Origin of the sequence: Curtobacterium sp. MCLR17_059 (assembly GCF_003234665.1) — a bacterium.
Classification (GTDB): domain Bacteria; phylum Actinomycetota; class Actinomycetes; order Actinomycetales; family Microbacteriaceae; genus Curtobacterium; species Curtobacterium flaccumfaciens.
Genome location: NZ_QKSU01000010.1, coordinates 134,571 through 158,076 on the forward strand (window position 1 = coordinate 134,571; position 23,506 = coordinate 158,076).

Below are 23,506 nucleotides of genomic sequence, written 5' to 3' on the forward strand. Positions count from 1 at the left end.
GTAGCGTTGCGGGCATGCCCGACACGACGGAACAACCGCTCTCGATCCTGGTGGCCGGCTCGTCCGGGTTCATCGGGACGCCCCTCGTCCGCGCCCTGCGCGAGGCGGGGCACCACGTCACCACGCTCGTCCGCCGCGAAGCGCGCACCGCGACCGAGTTCCGCTGGGCACCGGGGCGGCGTCCGCTCGACCCGGCGATCCTCGACGGCGCCGACGTGGTGATCAACCTGGCCGGCGCGAACATCGGCAAGCTGCCGTGGACGGACGCGTACCGCACGGAGATCCGCAGCTCGCGCATCGACGCCACCGACACCCTGGTCGAGGCGATGCGGCACGCCGCCACTCCCCCGGCGCTGTTCCTCTCGGGCTCGGCCTCGGGCGTGTACGGCGACCGCCCGGCCGACGTGCTGCAGGACGACGCCGCCCCCGGCACGGGGTTCCTCGCCGACGTCTGCACCGCGTGGGAAGCCGCCGCGAACGCCGCTCCCGCCGGGGTCCGGGTCGTCACGCTCCGCACCGGCATCGTCATCGGCAAGGGCGGCGGTGCGCTCGCGCCGCTCGTCCCGCTGACGAAGCTCGGCGTCGGCAGCCGGCTCGGCACCGGTGGCCAGCACTGGCCCTGGATCGCACTCGAGGACGAGGTCGGCGCGATCGTGCACCTGGCGACCGCGGCACCGGACGTGTCCGGTCCGGTGAACCTGGCGGGCCCCGAGCCCGTCGTGGCCGACCGCATCACGAAGCACGTCGCCGAGGTCCTGCACCGCCCGTACCTCTTCCGGATCCCCGAGTTCGCCCTGCGCCTGGCGCTGCGGGACGCCGCCGACGACATGCTCCTGTCGAGCCAGCGGATGGTGCCCACGAAGCTGCTCGAGTCCGGCTACACGTTCCGGTACACGCAGGCGGCGGACGCGATCGACGCCGTCTTCTGATCCGCCTCCGGCCCCGGGGTCAGCGGTCGGCGGCGCGCGCCAGGGCGGTGCGCATCGCCGAACGCGCGCGCTTGCGGTCACCGGCGGCGTCGTAGACCACACCGAGCCGGTACCAGGCACGCCAGTCGGCCGGGTCCCGCTCGACCGCGTCGCGGTACCGCGGGAACAGCTCGTCGGCGGCGTCGCGGATCGGCCGGCCCGACGGCCGCACCGGGACGACGTCGTCCGGGGTGCCGCCCTCGGCTTCGAGCCGCGCGCCGAGCCGGGTGATGCGGATGCCGAAGCGGAACTCCAGCACGAGCAGGAGCGCCCCGATCGCGGCGACGACGAACAGCGCGACGCCGATGCCGATGCCGATCGGGATCCCGGTCGCGATGAAGGCGACGGCGCGCTGCCCGACGAGCACGATGTACAGGGCGAGCAGCACCGCCATCAGCGCTGCACCCCAGAACGGCGAGCGGATCGTGCGTCCGGCCCGCTCCATCCGACCCACGGCGGTCAGCCGATGCCGAGGACGCTGCCGAGGCCCACGGTGAGGCCGCGCGCCGACACCACGTTCGCCAGCGCCGCACGGATGCCCGCGACGTAGGCGACGTCGTCGTTGGTGTCGTGCCGGATCGTCAGCGTCTCGCCGGGTCCGCTCAGCACGACGTCCTGCACGGCCTTCACCCCGGGGAGCCGGAGCGAGTGGATGGGCACGCTGGCGACCTGCTGGCCGCGGGCGCGCTGGTCGACGTGCGGGGCGTCCACGGGACCGACCTCGCGCCGGGCGTCGGCCATCAGCTCGGCGGTGCGCACCGCGGTGCCCGAGGGCGAGTCGATCTTGCCGGCGTGGTGGGTCTCGACGATCTCGGCGGCGGGGAACCACGGTGCCGCGATCGTCGCCAGGTGGGTGCCGAGCACGGAGCCGATGGAGAAGTTCGGGACCACGAGCACCCCCTGGTCCGGGCGTTCCCGCAGCCCGGTGCGGAGCTTCGCGAGCCGGTCGAGCGACCAGCCGGAGGTGCCGACGAGCACGTTCGCGCTGCTCGACAGCGCGTTCTCCACGATCGCCGGGCTGAGCGACGGCACCGTCACGTCGACCACCAGGGCCGCGCCGCCGAAGACCGACGGCGGCGCCTCGTGCGCGCCGTCCTTCGACGACAGGCGGGCGACGAGCTCGAACTCCGGGAGTTCCTCGACGACGGACGCCACGAGGCCCCCGAGACGACCGGTGGCGCCGACGACGGCGACGGGAGTGACCATGCGGTCCATCCTAGGATCGACGCATGTCAGTCGAGGTCAGGACCGTGCCGGCCGATCTGCCCGAGGTCGACGTGCTGCTCGACGCGTACCTGGACGAGCGCGAGGCGACGTTCCCGAGCGCGCAGGGCACGTACTCGCGGAAGCGCACCCCCGCCGCCGAGTTCACGCCGCCGAACGGGGTGTTCGCGGTGGCGTACGACGACGACGTCGCGGTCGGCTGCGGCGGCCTCCGTCGGATCCCGGACGGGGTCGACGCGACCGGTGCCGTCGACGTCCGGTTCGAGGTCAAGCACGTCTTCGTGGCGCCGGCCGGGCGCGGCGCGGGCGTGGCGACGGCCGTGATGGACCTGCTCGAGCGGGCCGCGGCCGACCTCGGTGCGACGAGCATCGTCCTCGACACGAACGACTCGCTCGTGGCAGCCGGTGCGATGTACCGCGGCCGCGGGTACCAGCGGGTCGAGCCGTTCAACGACAACCCGAACGCGACCGCCTGGTACCGCAAGCCGATCGCCTGAGCCGCCACGGGCCTCCCGGCCGCGCCACCGCGGACCGGACGGGCAGCCGCTAGACGGGCTGATCGACGGGCAGACCCGTGCGCAGCTCCACCGGCAGGTGGGCCAGGTCGTTCAGCGTGACGACCTCGGCGGGCTTCGCCGAACGGATCCGGATGATCGTGAGCGCGGTGTGGGCGACGTTCGTGCCCATCCAGCGCCACTCGGGGGCTTGGAACGCCTCGCGCACGAACCAGCCGATCACGGCGTTGTGGGTGATCAGCAGGTCGTGCCGGTCCTCGCGCGCCGGGGTGAACCACTCCGACACGGCGTCGCCCATCTGGGCCTGCCCGGCGACGATCTCCTCTTCGGTGATGCCGCCGTACCAGCCCTGGTAGGCGTGCGGCATGTCCGGGGTCGGGCCCGAGGGTATGCAGTCGAACAGCAGTGTCGAGGGCTCGGGCTGGATCGACGGCAGGCGCTGCGACAGGAACGCGGCGGTCTCGCTCGGGGCCTCGAGCGGCGAGTGGTACACGCCGTCGAAGGGCACGCCACCGAGACGGTCCGCGATCAGGGTCGCCTGGCGCTTGCCGCGTTCGGAGAGCTTGCCGTCCCGCAGGCCGTGTTCGGCGTCCTGGTGTTCGCCGTGCCGGACGAGGTACAGGTAGTGCGACATGTCCGTGCTCAGCTGCCGATCCCGATGGCCGCGGCGAGTTCGTCCTGCTGCACGGCACCGACGACCGAGGTGATCGTCGGCCGGGTGAGCAGGTCGCGCGCGAGTTCGAGCACGCCGGCGGTCGTGACGCCGTCGACACGCTCGAGCGCCGTCGACAGGTCGGTGTACTCGCCGGTGCCGAGCTCGGAACGGCCGAGCCGGGTCATGCGGGCGTCGGAGTCCTCAAGCGAGAGCGTCAGCGCGCCCTCGATCTGGCCCTTGGCACGTCGGAGCTCGTCGTCGGTGATGCCGTGGTCGACCATCCGGCGGAACTCGGCGTCGACGATGTCGATGACACCGGCGACGTTGTCCGGCGCGCAGCCGGCGTAGACACCGAAGGCACCGTTGTCCAGGTACGCGGGGGCGAATGACGACACCGCGTAGGCCAGACCGCGGCGCTCACGGACCTCTTGGAACAGACGCGAGCTCATGCCCCCACCGAGCACGGCGTTCAGGACGCTGAGCGAGGGACGGCGGTCGTCACGCAGGTCGAGGCCCTGCGAGCCGCGGAGCATGCTGACCTGCTCGGTCGGGCGGTGCACCACGGTCAGCTTCGCCTCGACCGGGTCGGCCACGGTCTCGGGGGTGCGGCGCGGCAGCGGGTCGGCGTCGGGGGCGTCGTGGAAGACGCCGGCGACGAGCTCGCAGAACCGGTCGTGGTCGACGGCGCCGGCGGCGGTGACGACGATGCCGTTCGGCGCGTAGTGCTCGCGGTAGTGGGCCAGTACCTCGTCCCGCTGGACCGCACGGATGCTGTCCGGGGTCCCGCCGATCGGACGACCGAGGGGGTGTCCGCCGAAGGCCGCGGCGAAGAACGCTTCGCCCGCGACGTCGGCCGGGTCGTCGGCGGCCATCGCGAGCTCTTCGAGGATGACCCCGCGCTCGACGGCGAAGGCGTCCGGTTCGAGCACCGAACCGGTGACCATGTCACCGATGACGTTCACGGCCATCGGGACGTCGGTGTCCCGGACCCGTGCGTAGTAGCAGGTGTACTCCTTGGCGGTCGCAGCGTTGTGCTCGCCGCCGACCGAGTCGAACGCGATGGCGATGTCGAGCGCCGACCGGGTCTCGGTGCCCTTGAAGAGCAGGTGTTCGAGGAAGTGCGTCGACCCGAACTGCCCGTCACGCTCGTCCCGCGAACCGACGCCGACCCAGAACCCGATGCTCGTCGACGCGGCACCCGGCACCGCCTCGGTCAGCACACGGACGCCCGAGGGCAGCACGGTGCGACGGACGAAGGCCCCGCCGGACGTCAGGAACGACGTGTCCGGGGCCCCGAGCGGCAGTGGCACTGGCTGGTTCATCGCAGACGAGCCTAGTGATCCGTCGATGCCTCCCGCCCAGTTTCCCGGTCTCGGTCGCGTGCCACTCGAAGTGGGGTACAGAAAATGTGGACAGACCGACTCGTCTGTCTGTCCTCCTTGTGCTACTGTTGGTCACGCCGGATCGAAAGCCCCCCTAAGTTCCGATCCGGCGGCTCGGGACATCAGTCCTGCGCGACCACCGAGTCCCCCCACTCCGGTCGCGGAGCCGATGAGTCCGAGGAGTACACGCTGTGACGGTCGATTCCCCCCAACCGGCCGTCCAGCGTCTCCCCGGCCCGAGCACGAACCTCGCGTCGCCGGACGGGTCGAGCGTCCCCCCGACTCCCCGCTCCGGCGGCGCGAAGGTCCGTGTCCTCGAGACCGCCACGCGGCTCTTCTACGAAGAGGGCATCCACAGCGTCGGCGTCGACCGTCTCATCTCCGAGGCGAGCGTCACGAAGGCGACGTTCTACAAGCACTACGGGTCGAAGGACAACCTGATCCTGGCCTACATCCGCACCCAGCACGAGCGCGTGCAGGAGCGGATGGAGCAGCTCATCACCGACGCCGGCTCCCCCGAGCGGGCCGTCCGTGCGTGGGTCGCCGCACTGGCCGACGACGTCAACGACCCGGCGTTCCGCGGCTGTGCGTTCCTGCACGCCGCCGCCGAGTACCACGACCCGCGCGACCCGGTCCGCCAGGTGGTCGCCGTGCACCGCGACTGGTACACCGAACGGCTGGCGACCCTGCTGCAGGAGGCCGGACACCCCCTGCCCGGCGACGGCGCCGACGAGCTCATGCTCGCGCGCGACGGTGCGATGGCCGGCGCGTACGCCGGTGACGCGATCGCCGCCACCGCCGCGCTCAACCGCGTGGTCGACCGGGTGCTCGCGGGCTGACGCCCGGCTCGTCGCCAGCGCTGTCGCCGTCGGCTGTCGGCTGTCGCTTTCGCGAAAGCGACAGATAGCCCCGAACAGCTTGCGGCATCCTGTCGCCTTCGCGGCACCGACGCGCCCGCGCGACGCACATGTGTCGCTTTCGCGGGGCGGTCGAGGCGACCGCGGCCGGACGGGAGGCCCGTGGCGGGCCCGCACCGCGCCTCCAGGCCGTCACGTGCGAACTCCCACAGCCCCGCGCGCGCACCGAGCGCAGCCCGAGCCGGCGGGTGTTGGCTGGGGGCATGGCCAACGACCCCAACTGGAACCTGCCCGACGTCCCGTCCTTCACCCTGACGAGCCCCGACTTCACCGACGGAGGCGAGCTGCCCACCTCGGCACGCGGCTCCGACGTCGGAGGCGAGGACCGCTCCCCCGCACTCGAGTGGACGGACGCGCCCGAGGGCACGAAGAGCTTCGTCCTGACCGTCTACGACCCCGATGCCCCGACCGGCTCCGGCTTCTGGCACTGGAGCCTGACCGACATCCCGGGCTCGGCGACCTCGCTCCCCGCAGGTGCCGGTACCGACGACACCCTGCTGCCCGCCGAGGCACTCCGCCGCCGAAACGAGTTCGGCACGGACACGTTCCTCGGGGCCGCTCCGCCCGCGGGCCACGGTGTGCACCGCTACTTCTTCACGCTGAGCGCCCTCGACGTCCCCGTGCTCGAGGTCCCCGCCGACGCGACCCCCGCGGTCGTGGGCTTCATGCTCCGTGGACACCTGCTCGGGCGCGCGCAGCTCATGGGCACGCAGGAGACCCCCGCGGCCTGACCGGCACGTGGCACGGCGCGGCGATCCTTCGCGCACAGCGACCGTTCACGCGGCGCCGTGCCCGTGAGGTGTCGCTGACCGCGAAAGCACGCGCGGCCAACGCACGCGTGGCACCTGCCCCGCAACGGCGAACGGCCGCCGCCCCGGAAGGGACGGCGGCCGTTCGTGCGTCAGGACGCGGGGAGGATCAGCCCTCGGCCGGGTCCTCGGCGTGGGCGCGGACCGTCTCGGCCGAGGTGGAGTCACCCTCGGTCTCGTCGGCCACGACCGGCGCGAGCGACAGCTTGCCGCGGTCGTCCACCTTGGTGACCTCGACCAGGACCTTCTGGCCGACGCCGAGCACGTCTTCGACGTTCTCCACACGCTTGCCACCGGCGAGCTTGCGCACCTCGGAGACGTGGAGCAGACCGTCACGGCCCGGGAGCAGCGACACGAAGGCGCCGAAGGTGGCGATCTTCACGACGGTGCCGAGGAACTGGTCCCCGATCTCCGGGTTGGTCGGGTTCGCGATCGCGTTGACCTGGGCACGAGCGGCCTCGGCCGACGGACCGTCGACGGCGCCGATGTAGACGGTGCCGTTGTCCTCGATCGAGATGTCGGCACCAGTGGTGTCCTGGATGCCGTTGATCGTCTTGCCCTTCGGGCCGATCAGCTCGCCGATCTTGTCGACGGGGATCTGCACCGAGATGACGCGAGGAGCGGTGTCCGCCATCTCGTCGGGGGCGTCGATGGCCTCGTTCAGCACACCGAGGATGGCCGAGCGGGCCTCCTTGGCCTGCTTGAGCGCCGCGTCCAGCACCGTCGACGGGATGCCGTCGAGCTTGGTGTCGAGCTGGATCGCGGTGACGAACTCCGAGGTACCGGCGACCTTGAAGTCCATGTCGCCGAGCGCGTCTTCCGCACCGAGGATGTCGGTCAGTGCCGCGTAGCGGGTCTGGCCGTCGACGGTGTCGGAGACCAGGCCCATCGCGATGCCGGCGACCGGGGCCTTGAGGGGCACACCGGCGTTGAGCAGCGACAGGGTCGAGGCGCAGACGGAACCCATCGAGGTCGAGCCGTTGGAGCTGAGCGCCTCGGAGACCTGACGGATGGCGTACGGGAACTCGTCACGCGACGGCAGCACCGGCACGAGGGCGCGCTCGGCGAGGAAGCCGTGCCCGATCTCGCGACGCTTCGGCGAACCCACGCGGCCGGTCTCACCGGTCGAGTAGGGCGGGAAGTTGTAGTGGTGCAGGTAGCGCTTCTTCGTGACGGGCGACAGCGAGTCGATCTGCTGCTCCATCTTGAGCATGTTCAGCGTGGTGACGCCGAGGATCTGCGTCTCGCCACGCTGGAAGATCGCCGAACCGTGGACGCGCGGGATCACGGCGACCTCGGCGTCGAGCGGACGGATGTCGGCGAGGCCGCGGCCGTCCATGCGGATCTGCTCGGTCAGGATGCGGCCGCGGACGACCTTCTTCGTGACCGACTTGTACGCGGCGCCGACCTGCGAGTTGGCAACCTCGGGCAGCGAGCCCGCGGTGACCTGCTCGGCGATGGCGGCCTTGACGCGCGACTTGAGCGCGTCGTCGGCGTCCTGACGCTCGGTCTTGGCGGCGATCTTGTAGACGTCACCGAGCTCGGAGAGCGCGAGGGCCTCGACGGCCGAGTAGACCTCGGGCGCGTACGGCGGGAAGACCGGGAAGTCCTGGATCTCCTTGGCCGACTGCGCGGCGAGCTTGGCCTGCGCGTCGACGAGGGACTTGAGGAACGGCTTGGCCGCCTCGAGACCCTGGGCGACGATGGCCTCGTCGGGCTTCGTGGCGCCGCCCTGGATGAGGTCCCAGGCGTGCTCGGTGGCTTCCGCCTCGACCATCATGATCGCGACGTCCTCGTTGCCGGCCTCGTCCGTGACGACACGACCGGCGACGGTCAGGTCGAACACGGCGTCGGCGAGCTGCGAAGCCTTCGGGAACGCGACCCACTGGTCGCCGATGAGCGCGAGGCGCACACCGGCGATCGGGCCGGAGAACGGCAGACCGGAGATCTGCGTCGACGCGGACGCGGCGTTGATCGCCAGCGCGTCGTAGAACTCGTCCGGAGCGATGCTCAGGACGGTGATGACGATCTGCACCTCGTTGCGGAGGCCGTCGACGAACGACGGACGCAGCGGCCGGTCGATCAGACGGCAGACGAGGATGGCCTCGGTCGACGGACGGCCTTCGCGACGGAAGAACGAACCGGGGATCTTGCCGGCGGCGTAGGAACGCTCCTCGACGTCGACGGTCAGCGGGAAGAAGTCGAAGCCCTCACGCGGGTGCTTGCCGGCGCTGGTGGCCGAGAGGAGCATCGTTTCCTCGTCCAGGTACGCGGCGACCGCGCCCTGGGCCTGCTGTGCGAGCCGACCGGTCTCGAACCGGACGGTGCGCTTGCCGTACTTGCCGTTGTCGATGACGGCTTCGGCGAACTTGATCTCGGGACCCTCCAAAAGGGCGCCTCCTTGATGTGTTTCCGGCAGGCCATGGCGACGGCACTCGATGGTGCGTGCGCGCCGATCGTTCCGGACGCATGTCTGGCCAGCAGTAGAAGCACTCGGGAAACCGTTCCGGCCCGCGAGCCACCACCGATGACCAGCTCCGTGCCCGGCCTGCGCAGTGTTGTGTGTGACGTCCGGGGAATGAGTCCTCGGACACGATGGACTTTACCAGTCCTCAGGCTGTCGGCGGCGCGGCTCGCTGGACTCCTGGTGAACATCGGTAGCCTGCCGACATGCGCCTCACCCCCTCGCGGGGCGTGCTCGTCGCGGCCGCCGTGGTCGTCGGCGCGCTCGTCGCCCCGGCCCTGACCGCTGCCCCCGCGAACGCCACCGAGTACCCCACCTGGCAGGACGTCCAGCGCGCCAAGGGCAACGAGACCGCCAAGCGCGCCGAGGTGCAGAAGGTGCAGGCGGCGCTGCAGTCGGCGCAGGACGAAGCCGCCGCGAAGTCGCAGGCCGCCCTGGTGGCCTCGTCGAAGGCGGACGTGGCCGAGTCGGAGTTGGCGTCGGCCACCCAGGCCGCCACGAGCCTCCAGGCCCAGGCGCAGCACGCGAGCGAGACGGCGGACCGGGCCCAGCAGCGGGCCGGTCAACTGGCCGCGAACCTGTACCGCGACGGCAGCACGAACCAGATGACCACCCGCATCGCGACCGCGAAGAACCCGGACCAGCTGCTCTACCAGCTCGGCGCGCTCGACCAGCTGTCGGAGACCTGGGCCGGCGTCATGGACGACGCGTCCGTCGCGGCCGGCACGGCGTCGTCGCTGCACGAGCAGGCCGAGCGGGCCGAGACGGAGCGCGCGACGCGCGCCCAGGCGGCCGAGGAACGATCGGCCGCAGCGAAGTCGGCGGAACAGGCGGCGGACGCCGCCGTCGAGTCGACGGAGCAGCACAGCGACGAGCTGTACGCGCAGCTCGCGTCGCTCAAGGACAGCACCGCGAAGCAGGAGGCCGGGTACGAGCTCGGCCAGCGGGTCGCCGCGCAGAAGGCGGAGCAGCAGCGCAAGCGGGCCGCAGCGGCTGCGGCCGAGGCGGCGGCGAACGCAGCCGCGGCGAACGCCGGCAGCAGCGCTTCCAGCGGCGGCGCGACCAGCGGCGGCACCGGTTCGTCCTACCCGAGCACCGGAGGCGTCGCCGTGGACCCCGCGGCCGCGCAGGCCTACGCACGGAGCGCACTCGGATCGTACGGGTGGGGCTCCGACCAGTTCTCGTGCCTGGTGTCGCTCTGGACGCAGGAGTCCGGGTGGCGGGCGAACGCCCTCAACTCCTCGAGCGGTGCCTACGGCATCCCGCAGTCGCTGCCGGCCGAGAAGATGGCGGTCGCCGGAGCCGACTGGCGCACCAACGCGAACACGCAGATCGACTGGGGGCTCGCGTACATCAAGAGCGCCTACGGATCACCCTGCGGGGCGTGGGGCCACGAGATGAGCGTCAACCCGCACTGGTACTGAGCGCTGGGCCGGCCGGGCGCCGGTCGCCGGCTGCTCACCGCTCCACCAGTCGGAGCGCCTGCAGGGGGCACATCGCGACGGCGTCGGCCGCAGCGGCCCGCTCGTGCGGACGGACCGGGACGTCGCGGGTGCCGGTGTCGGGGGTGCCGGGGTCGGGGGTGCCGGGGTCGCCCGGATCGCCGGGGTCGCCTCCGGCCCGGGCGCCGGGGGTGCCGGCCCGGGCGATCGGGTAGCCCCACTCGTCGCGCTCGAGCCGCTCGGCGAACAGTTCCGTGCACAACCCCCGGCCCCGGCAGCGCGTCCAGTCGACGTGCAGCGAGACGACACCCGCGCCCGCGCCGACGCCCCCGCTCACCGCGCACCCCCGCGTCGCAGCAGGCACCGGCCACCGAGGTGCGCCTGCACGTCGTCGTGGAACACGTCGAGCGCGCTCCGCACCATCCGTGCCACACCGTCCGGGTGGTGACACGCCCCACGCCCGTCCACCAGCGCGGCGACCCGACGCACCTCTCCCGCCAGGTCCCCCGCTGCTCGCCCGGAGGCCAGGTCCCCGACGACGTCGGCGATCCGCGGCAGTCCGTTCACGCAGGGTCCGCACCGTCCGGCGGACGCTCCGGCGAGCGCCGCCGCCAGCCGTGCCGTCACCGCGATCGGGCAGGTCCGGTCGTCGAGCACGGCGAGCACCCCGGCCCCGGGCGCGGCACCCCACCGAGCCAGTCCCTCGGGGTCGAACGACGCGTCGAGGGCCGCGGCCGGCAGCCATGTCCCGCCCCATCCGCCGACCAGCACGGCGCGCGTGTGCGCCGGATCGGTCACCGGCAGCCGGGAGGCCCGCAGCAGTTCCCCGAGCGGCGCACCCCCGGCGGTCTCCAGCACCACCGCGGTGGTCGGGTCCGTCACGTCGCTCACCGTGACGAGCCGGGTGCCGGGGGCACTCGGGCTGCCGACGCCCCGGGCCCACGCCGCCCCGAAGCGCACGACGAGTGCTGCCTGGGCGAGGGTCTCGACGTTCGACACCAGGGTCGGTCGCCCGCTCGGGCCTCGTTCGGCGAGCCGCACCACGCGGTCCTCGGGCACACCCTGGCCACCGGCGACGGCCGAGGCGAGGGCGCTGGCCTCCCCGGAGACGAAGGAGGCGTGGGGCAGGACCCGCAGGCTGATCGGCACGGGGTCGCCGCCGCGGTCGGTGCGTTCCGCCAGTGCCCGGCGGACCGGACCGGCGAGTTGGTCGCTCGTGGCGAGCACTGCCTCGGACGCACCGACCGCGGCGGCCGCGACGACGATGCCGTCGAGCACCAGGTGCGGTGCGCGCTCGAGCAGGACGGCGTCCTTGCGGCTGGCGGGTTCCCCCTCGGCGGCGTTCGCGACCACGAGGGGCGCACCCCGTCCCCGACGGCGGCCGCGGACGGTCACGGCGGCGAGCTTCCGGGCGAGCGGGAACCCGGCTCCGCCGCGGCCGTCGACGCCGGCGCGGCCGAGTTCGTCGACCAGCCACGGGCCGAGCTGCGGGAGCGGGCCGAAGGTGTCCTCGTGGTCGATGCGCGTCGGACCGGGTGCGGCCAGGAGCCGTCGGGTGCCGGTGGGCGGGACGACGGTGCGGGGGTGGGTCAGGGTCATCGGACGACCTCCAGCTTCGCGGAACGGAACTCGGTGACACGGGCGGTGCAGCGCCAGACGACGGCGACGACGACCGCCGCGGTGCAGACGCCGGCGAGTACGAGGAACCACACGGAGGTGCCGTCGGTCCCCGTGCCGACCGCGTGGGCCAGGGCGATCGGCCACATGGCGTAGGCCGCCCAGTGCACGGCGCGGAAGACCCGCGGGCCGATCGCGCGGCGGAGCAGTGCGGTGACGACGAGCACGACGAGCAGGTCGACGGCCAGGGTGCCGAGCCCCAGCCAGAACCACCGGTCGGCGCCGACGAACGGCACGACCGTGTCGAGGAGGCGCAGCTCGGCCTCGGTGTCGAGCAGCAACGAACCCACGTGCACCGCAACGAACACGGTGGCGGCGAGGGCGACGTCCCGGTGCACGAGCTGCACGGCGAACCGGGGCAGTCCGGGCAGCGGTCGTCCGCCCCTGGTGACGATGCCGAGGAGCACCGTGAGGGTGAGGAGCAGGACGGCGGTGACCCCGGTCCCCCGGCCGATCACCCAGAGCGCGGTGTCCATCAGGCGACCGCCGATCGGTCGTCGTCGGCGCGCTGGCCGTCGGCGCCTCGGTCGTCGGGCCAGCCGCCGAGCCGCACGACCGTGCCGTCGGCGGCGACGAGGCGGGCGGCGCGTCCGCTCTGCCGGAGCCACTCGGCGGCGGTGCGACCGCGCACCACGGCGGCCGTCGTCATCGTGTTGGCCGTGGTGCACGACGGGGCGACGACGGTCACCGTGCGCCAGACCGGCTCGGCGGGCAGACCCCACCGGGGGTCGAGGATGTGGTGCCGGGCGGTGCCGTCCTGCTCCCAGCGGCGCTTCTGCGTGCTCGAGGTCGCCACGGACCACCCCGAGGCGATCCGGACGTGGTCGACCGGGTCACCCTCGAGGTCCTCCACCCGCACCTGCCAGCCGCCGGACGGATCCGGGCCGGCGGTCGCGACGTCACCGCCGAGGGACACCAGCGCCCCGATGCCGAGCCGTGCGGTGATGCTCGCCGCGGCCATGTCGGCGGCAGCGGCCTTCGCCGTGGCACCGAGGTCGAGGGTGACGCCCTCGGGGATGCGCAGGAACGTGCCCGACAGCAGGATGCGCTGCCACGCCGGACGGTCGTCGAGTGCACGCGACAGGGCCTCGGGCGACGGGACCGGCCGGGCGTCGGCGAAGGCGGCGTCGTACCCGAGGGACACCATCCGGCACCCGAGGGTGGGGTCGACGTCACCGTCGGAGAGCCGGGCTGCGTCGAGGGCCTGGTGCACCAGTGCGGCGAGGAGCGGCGACACCTCGGTGCCACGCACGAGGTCGTCGGCGCGTGCGGTGAGTTCGGAGTCGTCGCGGAAGCGGCTGCACGCGGCGTCGACGGCGGAGGTGACCTGCCGGACGCAGGACTCCGCGGCAGCGAGGTGCCGACGGTCCCGGTGGTCGAGGACGACCCGGGCGGTCGTGGTCCAGAGGTCCCAGTCGGTGGCGGCGTGCACGGTCACGACCCCGTCGTCGTGGTGTCGGAGGTCCCGCCGGTGGTGCCCTGCGACACCCCGGTGTCCGAGTCGCTGGTCCCGGAGTCGCTCGTGGCGGAGTCGGTCGGCTGGGTCGACGAGTCGGTGCTCGTGTCGGCACTGCTGCTGGACTCGCTGCTGCTGGAGCTGCTCGTGCTCGTGCTCGTGTCACTGCTCGTGCTCGTGCTCGTGCTCGCCTGCTCGTGCCCGAGCCAGAGCCCCGCACCGGTGACCATCGCCACCACGAGCCCGCCCACGCTGACGAGCGCACTCGTGATCCGTGCGGATCGCCTGCCGCTGCCTCTGGTGTCCATCGGTGCTCCTCGTCGTCATGACGAGGTTCCCGAGGGCACCGATGAGCCAGCCGCGCACCCGCCGCGCACCGCCCGTACGAACCCTGTGGTCCGTCTAAGAGCACGCGCTCCCGTCGACGGCGGCGGGACGCGGGTCAGTGGCCGAGGCCGCCGAGCAGGCTCGCGAAGTCCGGGGTCGCGGGGAGCGCATCGGCTTCCTGCGGGGCCCGCCTGGAGGCCCGGATCGCCCAGGTCAGGTCGGCTCCGGCCCGGCGGATGCGACCGTCCAGGGCGGCCGCGTCACCGTCGGTCCCCCAGTCGTCGGTCGCGGCAAAGACCCCGGTGGGCACGATCGCCGCGCGCAGGTACGCGAAGACGGGCCGCAGGGCGTGGTCGATCGCGAGGGAGTGCCGCGAGGTCCCGCCGGTGGCCCCGAGCAGCACGGGCATGTCGGCCATCGAGTCCTTGTCGAGCACGTCCAGGAACGACTTCGCCAGTCCGCTGACGCCCGCGGTGAAGATCGGCGTGACGAACACGACGGCGTCGGCCTCGACCACGGCGGCCATCGCTGCCGAGAGTGCCGGGGCCGCGAAGCCTGTGAGCATCGCGTCGGTGATCTCGTGCGCGAGCGGCCGGAGTTCGACGTGCACGACGTGTGCCGGGGTGCCCTCGGCGACGAGCGACGCGGCGGCGGCCTCGCCGAGACGGTCGGCGAGCAGGCGGGTGGAGCTGGGCTCGGAGAGTCCGGCGGAGACGACGGCGATGGTGGTCATGATGCTTCCCGACTTTCGATGCGTTTGCATGAACATAGCATCCAACCAGGTCCCCCTCGCAACCATTCCCGCCATCGAACAGCGTGCCGATCGGTCACGACTCCCCGCGCGCTGACTGCGGAGCGGTCACGAAGTGTCGACTGGGACCGTGGTGGCCGACGAGTCGTGACCGCGGGACGAGCGCGGGCGACGTGTCGTGACCGACCTCGCGACCGACCGAGGACGGAGTGCGGACTGAGCGGGGCCCCCGCCGAGCGTCGGACGCCCCGCGGAACGAAGAACGCCCCGGTCCTCACGAAGAGGACCGGGGCGTTCGGTCAAGCGTGTGTCGGTCGACTAGCGACGCAGGCCGAGGCGCTCGATGAGCGTGCGGTAGCGGGCGATGTCGACGTCGGAGAGGTAGCCGAGGAGACGGCGACGCTGACCGACCATGAGGAGCAGGCCACGACGCGAGTGGTGGTCGTGCTTGTGCTCCTTGAGGTGCTCGTTCAGGTCGTTGATACGACGCGTCAGAACGGCGACCTGGACCTCGGGGGATCCGGTGTCGCCCGGGTGGGTCGCGTACTCTTCGATGATCTCCTGCTTGACCTGTGCGTCAAGTGCCATGGTGATCCCCTTCCTGTCCGTTGCGCGGTGCCCGTGCCTGATGCACGAGCGCTCTTTGTCCGCGGCCGTTCGACGGCAACCGCACAAGACTACCAGAGTCCTAGGCGGTCCTGGGGTGCAGACGGCGTCGGCGGCGACGCTCCGGCAGCAGGCTGCGGACGAGTCCGACCAGCGTCGCGCCGAGCAGTCCGCCGAGGCCGTTCGACAGCACGTCGCGCGGGTCCGCGACGCGGTACGGCAGGTACGTGGCCTGCGCGAACTCGATGCCCGTGGACAGCGCGACCGCGAGGAGCGCGCCGAGGATCCACCAGCGCCGGGGCAACCACAGCGCCGCGAGCATCCCCACGGGCACGAACATCGCGATGTTGGCGAGGAACTCGGTGCGCTCGTACGTGAACCAGGCACCGTGCGGCAGCTGCTGCACCCAGGCGATCGCGTGCAGTACGAGGGAGTTCTGGGCCGACGTGAAGACCTGCGGGGTCAGCGTCATCCGCCAGATCACCCAGGCGTAGCCCGCGGTCAGGGCGAGGAGGAGGAGTCGACGGAACATCCGCACAGTGTGCTGCACGGTCCTGCGCGGTCGCTGGAGCGCTCCTGTCAGCCGTCGGTGCGACACCTGGGCGATCGCGGATCGGCGCTGGTCAGGACTCCCCCGCACCTGTCAGCATGGGTCCGGGCGCGATCGGTGCCCGCACCACCGACACCGCACGGTCAGATCAGGAGCACCGCAGCATGCCGGAGCACGAGGCACCCAGCACCCCACGCCGCAACCGCACCGGCGGCCTGCGGCAGTGGGGGTGGATCGCCGCTGCGGCCGTCGTCGTCGCCGCGGTCGTCACGACCCTCGTGGTCGTCGGCCCGTGGAACGGCGGCCAGCCGGACGGCGACCGTACCCCGAGCGGGCGCAGCGTCGCCGAGCGGAAGTCCGCGGCCGAGGCGTTCCCGGGCGGGCTCGCGCGCCAGCCGACCGCCGTGAACCAGGCCGGCCTCCGCGAGCGCCAGGCCCGGGCCGAGGGCGACGCCGAGACCGCCGAGCAGATCGCGGTGATCGCCGACCAGCCGATCGCGACGTGGCTGACGAACACCTCGCGGGCCGAGACCCGCTCGACGATCCGGTCGGTGGTCAGCACGGCGGAGCAACGCGGTGGCACCCCCGTGTTCGTCCTCTACAACATCCCGGACCGTGACTGCGGCAGCTACTCGAAGGGCGGCACCGAGGACGACGCCTACCTGCCGTGGGTCCGGTCCGCCGTCCGGGCGATGGCCGGTTCGCACGCCGTCGTGCTCGTCGAGCCCGACTCGATCGCCCAGATCCAGAACTGCGAGCGGCTGCGCGACGAACGCCTGCCCCTGCTGCGCAAGGCCGTCGACGCGCTGACCGGCCACGGCCTCACCGTGTACCTGGACGGCGGCAACGAGAACCGCGTGCCGACCGCCACCATGGCGGACTGGCTGCGGCAGGCCGGTGTCGACGAGGTGCAGGGATTCTTCACGAACGTGTCGAACTTCTACCGCGTCGACCAGGAGCGCGCGTACGCCGACGAGCTCGCCGACGCGATCGGCGGCGACCCGCACTTCGTCATCGACGTCTCCCGCAACGGGCAGGGGTGGCGGGGCACCTGGTGCAACCCCGAGGGCGCCGGCCTCGGCCAGGAGCCGCACGTCACCGGCGGCAGCACCCGGCTCGACGCCCTGCTCTGGGTGAAGACGCCGGGGCTCAGCGACGGCACCTGCAACGGCGGCCCCGCGGCCGGCCAGTGGTGGGAGTCGTACGCGCTGGCCCTCGTCGAGCACCGCAAGCGCGACTGACCACGCCACGAGACGGCCCGCGCAGGGTGTCGGTGCCCGGTGGTTGCATGTGCGCATGACCGCGACCGACCGCATCCGCTCCGTCGTCCCGCCCTACCTGCTCCGCGCCGTCGCCGACGCCGACGCGTTCCCCCGGGCGGCCTCGGCGGCACGCACCGCACTGGCCTCGCTCGACGCCGTGCAGGCGCCGAAGCACGAGCACCTGGTCGCACCACGCGGCGTCAGCGGTGCCGTCGACCGCTCCCCGCAGCGGACGATCACCGACGCCCACGGCACCACGACGCTGCCCGGCACCGTCGTCCGGCGCGAGGGCGACGCCGACTCCGGTGACGCCGCGGTCGACGAGGCGTACGCGGGCCTCGGCGCCACGCACGCCTTCTGGCTCGAGGTGTTCGACCGGGTGTCGATCGACGGCGCCGGGCTTCCCCTCGACGCGACCGTGCACTACGGCCAGGACTACGACAACGCCTACTGGGACGGCCGCCGGATGGTGTTCGGCGACGGCGACGACGAGGTGTTCCGCCGTTTCACCGTCGCGCTCGAGGTCATCGGCCACGAGCTCGCGCACGGCGTCACGCAGTACACCGCCGACCTGACCTACCAGGGCCAGTCGGGCGCCCTCAACGAGTCGATCAGCGACGTCTTCGGCTCCCTGGTCGCCCAGTACGCGGCGGGGCAGACGGCGGAGCAGGCGAGCTGGCTCATCGGCGAGGGGCTGTTCACCGACGCCGTGCAGGGCGACGCCCTCCGGTCGATGCGGGCCCCCGGCACCGCGTACGACGACCCGGTGCTCGGGAAGGACCCGCAGCCGGCGACCATGGCCGGGTTCGTCGTCACCACGGACGACGCCGGCGGGGTCCACACGAACTCCGGCATCCCGAACCACGCGTTCTTCCTGACGGCCACGGCCATCGGCGGCCCCGCGTGGCTCGGTGCCGGCGCCGTCTGGTGGGACGCCCTGACGTCGGCCGAGGTGACCGCCTCGATCGACTTCGCGGGCTTCGCCACCGTCACCGTCGACGCGGCCGGGCGGCGGTTCGGGGACGGTTCCGCCGAGCAGACCGCGGTCCGTCAGGCCTGGCAGCAGGTGGGCGTGCTCGACTGAGCAGGCCACCCGGGCGTAGCGTCGAGGGCATGCGCATCGAGGTCCGCCGCTCCGGGGGCTTCGCCGGCACCACACGGCGCTGGCGGGTCGACACCGACACGAGCAGCGACCCCACGGCGTGGTCCGACGTCGTGGACGCGCTGCGGCGTACCCCGGCACCGACGGCTGCGCCCGTCCCCGACGACTTCAGCTGGACGATCACCGTCGAGCGCACCACCGTGACGATCCCGGGACGCCGCCTCGACGGTCCGTGGGCCGACCTGGTCGCGCGGGTGCGGTCCGAGGGCGACCCGACCTGATCCGGGAGGCCCGTGGCGGGCCCGCACCGGGCCTCCCGTCCGCCCCGCGGGGACGCCACCACCCACCGATCGTGCGCAGGGACACGCGCACGACCGTCAGTCGACGTCGATGACCGTCAGGCGACGGGTCGGACGCGTCATCGCGACGTACACCGCGGCGGCGGCACGGGCGGCGTCGGCACCCACGCCGTCCGGGTCCACGAGCAGCACACCGTCGAACTCCAGGCCCTTGGCGTCCGCCCCCGTCAGCACCGTGAGCGAGCCGGCGGTCGGCGAGGCGAGGCCCCGGACGTCCGCCTCGGTGCGGGCGAGCCGCTGCCGGACCGTGTCGACCTGGGCCTCGGGGACGATGACGCCGATGGTGCCGGAGCCGATCCGGGCACGCTCGGCGTCGGCGACGGCCACGACGGTGTCGAGCAGGTCGGCCCGGGCGACTCGGACGCGCTCGACGGGGTCACCGTCTCGAACGGCCTCGTTGCGGGTGACGGTGAGGCCGGCGCTGTCCGCGAAGGCCCCGGCGGCCTCCACGATGGAGCGCGGGGTGCGGTAGTTGACCGTGAGCTGCTCGATGCGGTGGTCGAGCGGCACCTGCGGCGCACGGCCGCGTCGGCGACGCGCGAGCGCCCCGATGACGTCGTCCCAGGTGCGTGCTGCACCCGGCGAGGAGCCCTGCGCCATGTCGCCGACGATCGTGAAGGAGCGCAGCGGGTTGCGGCGGGCGAGCACGCGCCACTGCATCGGCGAGAGCTCCTGCGCCTCGTCGACGACGATGTGCCCGTAGGTCCACTCGCGGTCGTCGGCGGCGCGCTCGGCGGTGGAGCGGGGGTCGCCGCCCTCGGCGAACGAGCCGGCGACCTGCTCGGCGCTGACGATGCCCTCGACGCCCATGTTCTCGATCGCCTGGCGGGCGTTCTCGATGTCGCGGTTCCGGCTGGCCTTCGCGGCGCGCTTGGCGGCGCCGCCGGTCGGGTCGAACGGGCCGAGCAGTTCGGCGGCCTCGTCGAGCAGGGGGACGTCCTCGACGGTCCAGGCCGTGCCGCGGGCGCGCTGCAGCAGGGCTCGGCGCTCCGGGGTCCAGTCGGGGGTGAGCGAGGCGAGCCAGTTCGGCCGGGCGTAGAGGTCCTCGAGGAACTTCTCCGGCGGCAGCGGCAACCACGCGGTGTTGAGCAGCACGCGGGCGTCGTACGAGCTCCGGATGTCCTCGCGCAGGACCTTCTCGTCGGCCTCGTCCACCGTGGTGCCGCGCTCCCGCAGCTGCTCGGCGAGCAGGCGGGTCATCGCGTCGAGGGCGGTCTTGTTGAACGTGACGCGGGCGGCGTTGTGCGGCTTGCCGCGGTCCTGCGCGCGCTTCATGGCGTCGGCGACGAGCTGCGGCGGCACGACGAGCCGCTCGCCCTCGATGTCGAGCGTGACCGACTCGGTCGGCACGACCTGGCGCGAGCGCACGGCCCGGCGCAGCAGGGACGCCATCTGCGCGGCGCCCTTCACGGCGGCGACGTCGCGGGTGTCGTGCGTCGTCGCGTGCACGCCCGGGTAGAGCGAGCCGAGCGACGCCATCACGACACCGGTCTCGCCGAGCGACGGCAGCACCTGCTCGATGTACGTCAGGAACGCCGGGGACGGGCCGACCATGAGCACGCCGGAGCCCCGCAGCCGCTCGCGGTACGAGTACAGCAGGTAGGCGGCCCGGTGCAGCGCCACGGCGGTCTTGCCGGTGCCGGGGCCGCCCTGCACGATGAGCACGCCCTCGAGCGGGGAGCGGATGATGCGGTCCTGCTCACCCTGGATCGTCGCGACGATGTCGGTCATCCGGCCGGTGCGCTCGGCGGTCACCGCGGCGAGCAGCGCCCCCTCGCCCTGCAGGTGGGTGCGCTCGTCGTCGTAGAGCGAGGCGTCGAACACCTCGTCCTCGACGCCGACCACGCGACGGCCCTGCAGGGACAGGTGCCGGCGGGAGCGCATGCCCATCGGGTGCGCCGCGGTGGCCTGGTAGAAGGCGCTCGCACCGGGGACGCGCCAGTCGAGCAGCAGCGGCCGGTGCTCGGCGTCGCGCAGCCCCACCCGGCCGATGTACCGGAAGGTGTCGTCGGGGTTGTCGGGCTCGGCGACCTCGAGCCGGCCGAAGACCAGACGGTCCCCCACCCGCTCGAGCGTCGCGACGGTGTCCTCGTAGAGCCGCGCGTACGCGTCGCGCTCGCTGCGGCTCTGGTGGTTCCCGCCGACCGCCTGTCGGCGGGTCTCGGCGAGGCGCTGTTCGGCCTCGGCGGTCAGCTCGTCGAGACGACGGAAGAGGCCGTCGACGTAGCCGCGTTCACGGTCGATCTCGGTCGGTTCGGACACACGCAACCCTTCGGGAAGAGGGGGAACCAGTGTACTGCCCACCGGGAGCCCCGCTGTCCCCGAAGGGTCGCGTCGGAGTCACATCTCTTCGTGCGTGTCCGGGTCGCCGTCCCACAGACGACCGCGCTCGAGCGCGGAGATCGCCTGCACCTCGTCGTCGGTCAGCTCGAAGCCGAAGACGTCGAGGTTCTCCTTCTGGCGGGCTGCGTCGCCCGACTTCGGCACCGGCACGGCACCGAGCTGGACGTGCCAGCGCAGCACGACCTGGCCGGGGGCCACCCCGTGCGCCGCAGCGGCATCGACGATCGGCTGCTCGGTGAGCAGTTCCGACCGCTTCGCGAGCGGGCTCCAGCTCTCGGTCACGATGCCGAGCTCCTGGTGCACCTTCCGCAGTTCCGCCTGGGGGAAGTACGGGTGCAGCTCCACCTGGTTGACGGCCGGGGCGACCCCGGTGGCGTCGACGATCCGGCGCAGGTGCTCGGGCGTGAAGTTCGAGACGCCGATCGAGCGGACCTTGCCGCTGTCGCGGAGGTCGACGAACGCCTTCCAGGTGTCGACGAACTTGTCCACCGACGGGTTCGGCCAGTGGATCAGGTACAGGTCGACGTGGTCGAGCCCCAGGTTGCCGAGGGTCTCGTCGATCGAGCGGTGCGCCTCGTCGTAGCCGTGGTGCCGGCCGGGGAGCTTCGACGTGACGACGAGGTCCTCGCGCGCCACCTCGGACTCACGGACCGCCTTGCCGACGGCGTCCTCGTTGCCGTAGTTCAGCGCCGTGTCGAGCAGCCGGTAGCCGCTCGCGATCGCGGTACCGACCGCCGCAGCGCCCTCGTCGCCGTTCAGGCCGTAGGTGCCGAGGCCGAGCTCCGGGAACCGGTGGCCGTCGTTCAGCTCGATCGTCGGGGCACCGACCTGCATCAGCGGACCCCGAGCAGGTCGATCACGAAGATGAGGGTCTTGCCGGACAGGAAGTGGCCACCACCGGCGGGGCCGTAGGCGAGCTCCGGCGGGACGACGAGCTTGCGGCGTCCGCCGACCTTCATACCGGGGATGCCCTCCTGCCAGCCGCGCACCAGGGCCGCGAGCGGGAAGTCGATGGGCTCGCCGCGGTTCCAAGAGCTGTCGAACTCCTCGCCGGTCTCGTACTCGACGCCGGCGTAGTGGACCTTGACGGTCGAGCCGGCGGACGCTTCCTCGCCGGAACCCTCGACGATGTCGGTGACGACGAGCTCGGTGGGGGCGGGGCCCTCGGGGGCGTCGAACTCGGGCTTGCTGTTCAGGTCAGTCATGCGGATCAGTCAACCAGAGCGCGCACCGGGCACGCGCAACGAGCGTCCAGCCCGCAGAATGGTTCCACCGTGACACCATCGACTCCCGCACCGCCGCGCCGCCGCCTGCTCGCCGACCTCACCCCGCTCCGCCGCTCCCCCGCCTTCGCCCGGCTCTGGGCCGGCACCGCGATCGCCGGGATCGGCACCCAGATGACCACCGTCGCCGTCGGGCTCGAGGTCTACGAGATCACCCGCTCGACCTTCGCCGTGGCCCTCGTCGGTGTCATCGCGCTCGTGCCGATGATCGTCGCCGGCCTGTACGGCGGGATGCTCGCGGACGCCTTCGACCGACGCCTCGTCGCGCTCGTGTCGTCGATCATCGCGTGGGTCGCCGTCGCCCTGATCGCCACGCACGCCTGGCTCGACCTGCACAGCGTCGCACTGCTCTACGTGCTCGCGACGGTGAACGCCGTGGCGGCGACCGTCAGCAACGCCTCCCGCTCGGCCATCGTCCCCCGGCTCGTCGGCACCGACCTGCTGCCCGCGGCGAGCGCCCTGGGCGGGATCGCGTCCGGGTTCCAGGTCACCGTGGGTCCGGCGATCGCCGGTGTGCTCATCGCGACCGTCGGGTTCGCGCCGACGTACACGATCGACGTCGTGCTGTTCACGTTCGCGTTCCTCGGGGTGTTCACGCTGCCGCGGATGGCCGCCGACCACGACGCACTGCGGCCGGGGCTCGGCTCGCTCATCGAGGGCGCGAAGTTCCTGCGGCGGTCGCGCAACATCACGATGACCTTCGTGCTCGACATCATCGCGATGACCTTCGGGCAGCCGCGCGTGCTGTTCCCCGCGATCGGCGCGCTCGTCATCGGCGGTGGGTCGATCACCGTCGGCACCCTGACCGCCGCGTACGCGATCGGGGCGCTGCTGTCGAGCGTGTTCTCCGGGCCGCTCGGGCACGTCCGACGCCAGGGTGAGGCCGTCGGCTGGGCCATCACGGCGTACGGCGGGGCGATCGCGGCGTTCGGTGTGGTCATCGCGCTGGCGCACGTGCTCGGCGGCCGCTCTGGTGAGGCGTTCGGCGTCGAGATCCTGCCGGCGCTCGGGCTCGCGGCGCTGTTCCTGGCCATGGCCGGCGGTGCGGACAACGTCAGCTCGGTGTTCCGGAACACGATCCTGCAGGCGGCGTCGCCGGACGGCATGCGCGGTCGGCTGCAGGGCATCTTCATCGTCGTCGTCACGGGCGGCCCACGGCTCGGCGACCTGTACGCCGGCCTGGTCGTCGCGGCCGGCATCGCGTACCCGCCGGTCATCGGCGGCGTGCTGATCATCGGCCTCGTCGCGCTGCTCCTCCGGATGGTCCCCTCGTTCCGCCGCTACGACGCCCTGCACCCGCACGCCAACTGACCGGTCGGTCCTGGTGCGCAAGACACCGGTGTTCGCACGTCGAACACCCGCGTTCCGCGGTGCGGAGCGTGAACACCGGTGTCTTGCCGGCGCACCAGCGCGA

At 72.6% G+C, this 23,506-nt stretch carries 25 protein-coding genes; 9 read left to right on the forward strand and 16 right to left on the reverse strand.

Features of this window, described 5'->3' with window-relative positions; genetic code table 11:
• Positions 1-14 precede the first annotated feature (14 nt).
• Positions 15-929, forward strand: a complete 915-nt coding sequence (locus tag DEJ12_RS14180; RefSeq protein WP_111030478.1) for a TIGR01777 family oxidoreductase — start codon at positions 15-17, stop codon at positions 927-929.
• 19 nt (positions 930-948) lie between these two features.
• On the opposite strand, the gene DEJ12_RS14185 is transcribed toward DEJ12_RS14180, so the two are convergent.
• Complete coding sequence (locus DEJ12_RS14185) at positions 949-1,413, reverse strand: tetratricopeptide repeat protein (RefSeq protein ID WP_051596537.1); 465 nt, start codon at positions 1,411-1,413, stop codon at positions 949-951.
• Between the two features lie 14 nt (positions 1,414-1,427).
• A complete protein-coding gene (locus tag DEJ12_RS14190) occupies positions 1,428-2,174 on the reverse strand; it encodes a 4-hydroxy-tetrahydrodipicolinate reductase (RefSeq protein WP_246552017.1) in 747 nt (248 codons plus the stop codon).
• Between the two features lie 23 nt (positions 2,175-2,197).
• Here DEJ12_RS14190 and DEJ12_RS14195 point away from each other — a divergent pair, with 23 nt between their 5' ends.
• Positions 2,198-2,689, forward strand: coding sequence for a GNAT family N-acetyltransferase (locus DEJ12_RS14195; protein ID WP_111030480.1), 492 nt, complete (start codon positions 2,198-2,200; stop codon positions 2,687-2,689).
• A gap of 49 nt (positions 2,690-2,738) precedes the next feature.
• Here the strand turns inward: DEJ12_RS14195 and DEJ12_RS14200 are convergent, their stop codons facing one another.
• On the reverse strand, positions 2,739-3,341 hold the full coding sequence (locus tag DEJ12_RS14200; protein ID WP_027464756.1) for a histidine phosphatase family protein: 603 nt from the start codon (positions 3,339-3,341) through the stop codon (positions 2,739-2,741).
• An 8-nt stretch (positions 3,342-3,349) separates the two neighbouring features.
• Positions 3,350-4,684 carry a pitrilysin family protein gene (locus tag DEJ12_RS14205; RefSeq protein WP_111030481.1) on the reverse strand — a complete coding sequence of 445 codons (1,335 nt, stop codon included), beginning with the start codon at positions 4,682-4,684 and terminating at the stop codon, positions 3,350-3,352.
• Positions 4,685-4,935: 251 nt separating this feature from the next.
• Here DEJ12_RS14205 and DEJ12_RS14210 point away from each other — a divergent pair, with 251 nt between their 5' ends.
• Positions 4,936-5,583 carry a TetR/AcrR family transcriptional regulator gene (locus DEJ12_RS14210; RefSeq protein WP_071405592.1) on the forward strand — a complete coding sequence of 216 codons (648 nt, stop codon included), beginning with the start codon at positions 4,936-4,938 and terminating at the stop codon, positions 5,581-5,583.
• Between the two features lie 281 nt (positions 5,584-5,864).
• Positions 5,865-6,392: a YbhB/YbcL family Raf kinase inhibitor-like protein gene (locus DEJ12_RS14215; protein WP_111030482.1), complete on the forward strand. Its 528-nt coding sequence runs from the start codon at positions 5,865-5,867 to the stop codon at positions 6,390-6,392.
• Between the two features lie 187 nt (positions 6,393-6,579).
• Here DEJ12_RS14215 and DEJ12_RS14220 read toward each other — a convergent pair whose 3' ends face one another.
• Complete coding sequence (locus DEJ12_RS14220; RefSeq protein ID WP_110864729.1) at positions 6,580-8,859, reverse strand: polyribonucleotide nucleotidyltransferase; 2,280 nt, start codon at positions 8,857-8,859, stop codon at positions 6,580-6,582.
• 281 nt (positions 8,860-9,140) lie between these two features.
• Between DEJ12_RS14220 and DEJ12_RS14225 the strand changes: the two genes are divergently transcribed.
• A complete protein-coding gene (locus DEJ12_RS14225) occupies positions 9,141-10,358 on the forward strand; it encodes a hypothetical protein (RefSeq protein ID WP_111030483.1) in 1,218 nt (405 codons plus the stop codon).
• A gap of 34 nt (positions 10,359-10,392) precedes the next feature.
• On the opposite strand, the gene DEJ12_RS18255 is transcribed toward DEJ12_RS14225, so the two are convergent.
• From DEJ12_RS18255 to DEJ12_RS14265, 8 genes are all read right to left on the reverse strand, one after another.
• A complete protein-coding gene (locus tag DEJ12_RS18255; RefSeq protein ID WP_258375599.1) occupies positions 10,393-10,827 on the reverse strand; it encodes a ferredoxin in 435 nt (144 codons plus the stop codon).
• Complete coding sequence (locus DEJ12_RS14235; RefSeq protein WP_111030484.1) at positions 10,710-11,975, reverse strand: NADH-ubiquinone oxidoreductase-F iron-sulfur binding region domain-containing protein; 1,266 nt, start codon at positions 11,973-11,975, stop codon at positions 10,710-10,712. Before DEJ12_RS14235 ends, DEJ12_RS18255 begins: the two co-directional genes overlap by 118 nt.
• Positions 11,972-12,529 carry a ferric reductase-like transmembrane domain-containing protein gene (locus tag DEJ12_RS14240; RefSeq protein ID WP_111030485.1) on the reverse strand — a complete coding sequence of 186 codons (558 nt, stop codon included), beginning with the start codon at positions 12,527-12,529 and terminating at the stop codon, positions 11,972-11,974. The genes DEJ12_RS14235 and DEJ12_RS14240 overlap by 4 nt, the downstream gene beginning before the upstream one ends.
• Positions 12,529-13,491, reverse strand: a complete 963-nt coding sequence (locus tag DEJ12_RS14245) for an FAD:protein FMN transferase (RefSeq protein WP_111030486.1) — start codon at positions 13,489-13,491, stop codon at positions 12,529-12,531. The genes DEJ12_RS14240 and DEJ12_RS14245 overlap by 1 nt, the downstream gene beginning before the upstream one ends.
• Positions 13,488-13,817 carry a hypothetical protein gene (locus DEJ12_RS14250; RefSeq protein ID WP_146245546.1) on the reverse strand — a complete coding sequence of 110 codons (330 nt, stop codon included), beginning with the start codon at positions 13,815-13,817 and terminating at the stop codon, positions 13,488-13,490. Before DEJ12_RS14250 ends, DEJ12_RS14245 begins: the two co-directional genes overlap by 4 nt.
• 134 nt (positions 13,818-13,951) lie before the next feature.
• Positions 13,952-14,569: a CE1759 family FMN reductase gene (locus tag DEJ12_RS14255; RefSeq protein WP_111030488.1), complete on the reverse strand. Its 618-nt coding sequence runs from the start codon at positions 14,567-14,569 to the stop codon at positions 13,952-13,954.
• Between the two features lie 336 nt (positions 14,570-14,905).
• Positions 14,906-15,175: a 30S ribosomal protein S15 gene (rpsO, locus tag DEJ12_RS14260; RefSeq protein ID WP_017885935.1), complete on the reverse strand. Its 270-nt coding sequence runs from the start codon at positions 15,173-15,175 to the stop codon at positions 14,906-14,908.
• A 100-nt stretch (positions 15,176-15,275) separates the two neighbouring features.
• Entirely contained in the window at positions 15,276-15,725 is a 450-nt protein-coding gene (locus tag DEJ12_RS14265; protein ID WP_111030489.1) for a VanZ family protein, read from the reverse strand.
• 182 nt (positions 15,726-15,907) lie between these two features.
• On the opposite strand from DEJ12_RS14265, the gene DEJ12_RS14270 reads away from it, so the two are divergent.
• From DEJ12_RS14270 to DEJ12_RS14280, 3 genes are read left to right on the forward strand one after another with little or no spacing between them, the layout of a single operon-like run.
• On the forward strand, positions 15,908-16,984 hold the full coding sequence (locus DEJ12_RS14270) for a glycoside hydrolase family 6 protein (RefSeq protein WP_146245545.1): 1,077 nt from the start codon (positions 15,908-15,910) through the stop codon (positions 16,982-16,984).
• A 55-nt stretch (positions 16,985-17,039) separates the two neighbouring features.
• Positions 17,040-18,089, forward strand: a complete 1,050-nt coding sequence (locus tag DEJ12_RS14275) for a M4 family metallopeptidase (protein WP_111030491.1) — start codon at positions 17,040-17,042, stop codon at positions 18,087-18,089.
• A gap of 29 nt (positions 18,090-18,118) precedes the next feature.
• Positions 18,119-18,388: a protealysin inhibitor emfourin gene (locus DEJ12_RS14280; RefSeq protein ID WP_071405582.1), complete on the forward strand. Its 270-nt coding sequence runs from the start codon at positions 18,119-18,121 to the stop codon at positions 18,386-18,388.
• A gap of 96 nt (positions 18,389-18,484) precedes the next feature.
• On the opposite strand, the gene DEJ12_RS14285 is transcribed toward DEJ12_RS14280, so the two are convergent.
• The 3 genes from DEJ12_RS14285 to DEJ12_RS14295 all read right to left on the reverse strand — a co-directional run bounded on the left by DEJ12_RS14285 (position 18,485) and on the right by DEJ12_RS14295 (position 22,014).
• Entirely contained in the window at positions 18,485-20,728 is a 2,244-nt protein-coding gene (locus tag DEJ12_RS14285) for an ATP-binding domain-containing protein (protein WP_258370490.1), read from the reverse strand.
• Between the two features lie 78 nt (positions 20,729-20,806).
• Positions 20,807-21,643 (reverse strand): aldo/keto reductase, encoded by an 837-nt coding sequence (locus tag DEJ12_RS14290; protein ID WP_027464743.1) that lies wholly within the window; start codon positions 21,641-21,643, stop codon positions 20,807-20,809.
• A complete protein-coding gene (locus DEJ12_RS14295) occupies positions 21,643-22,014 on the reverse strand; it encodes an FKBP-type peptidyl-prolyl cis-trans isomerase (protein WP_017885942.1) in 372 nt (123 codons plus the stop codon). The genes DEJ12_RS14290 and DEJ12_RS14295 overlap by 1 nt, the downstream gene beginning before the upstream one ends.
• 69 nt (positions 22,015-22,083) lie before the next feature.
• Here DEJ12_RS14295 and DEJ12_RS14300 point away from each other — a divergent pair, with 69 nt between their 5' ends.
• Positions 22,084-23,403 carry an MFS transporter gene (locus tag DEJ12_RS14300; protein ID WP_084741172.1) on the forward strand — a complete coding sequence of 440 codons (1,320 nt, stop codon included), beginning with the start codon at positions 22,084-22,086 and terminating at the stop codon, positions 23,401-23,403.
• Positions 23,404-23,506 lie beyond the last annotated feature (103 nt).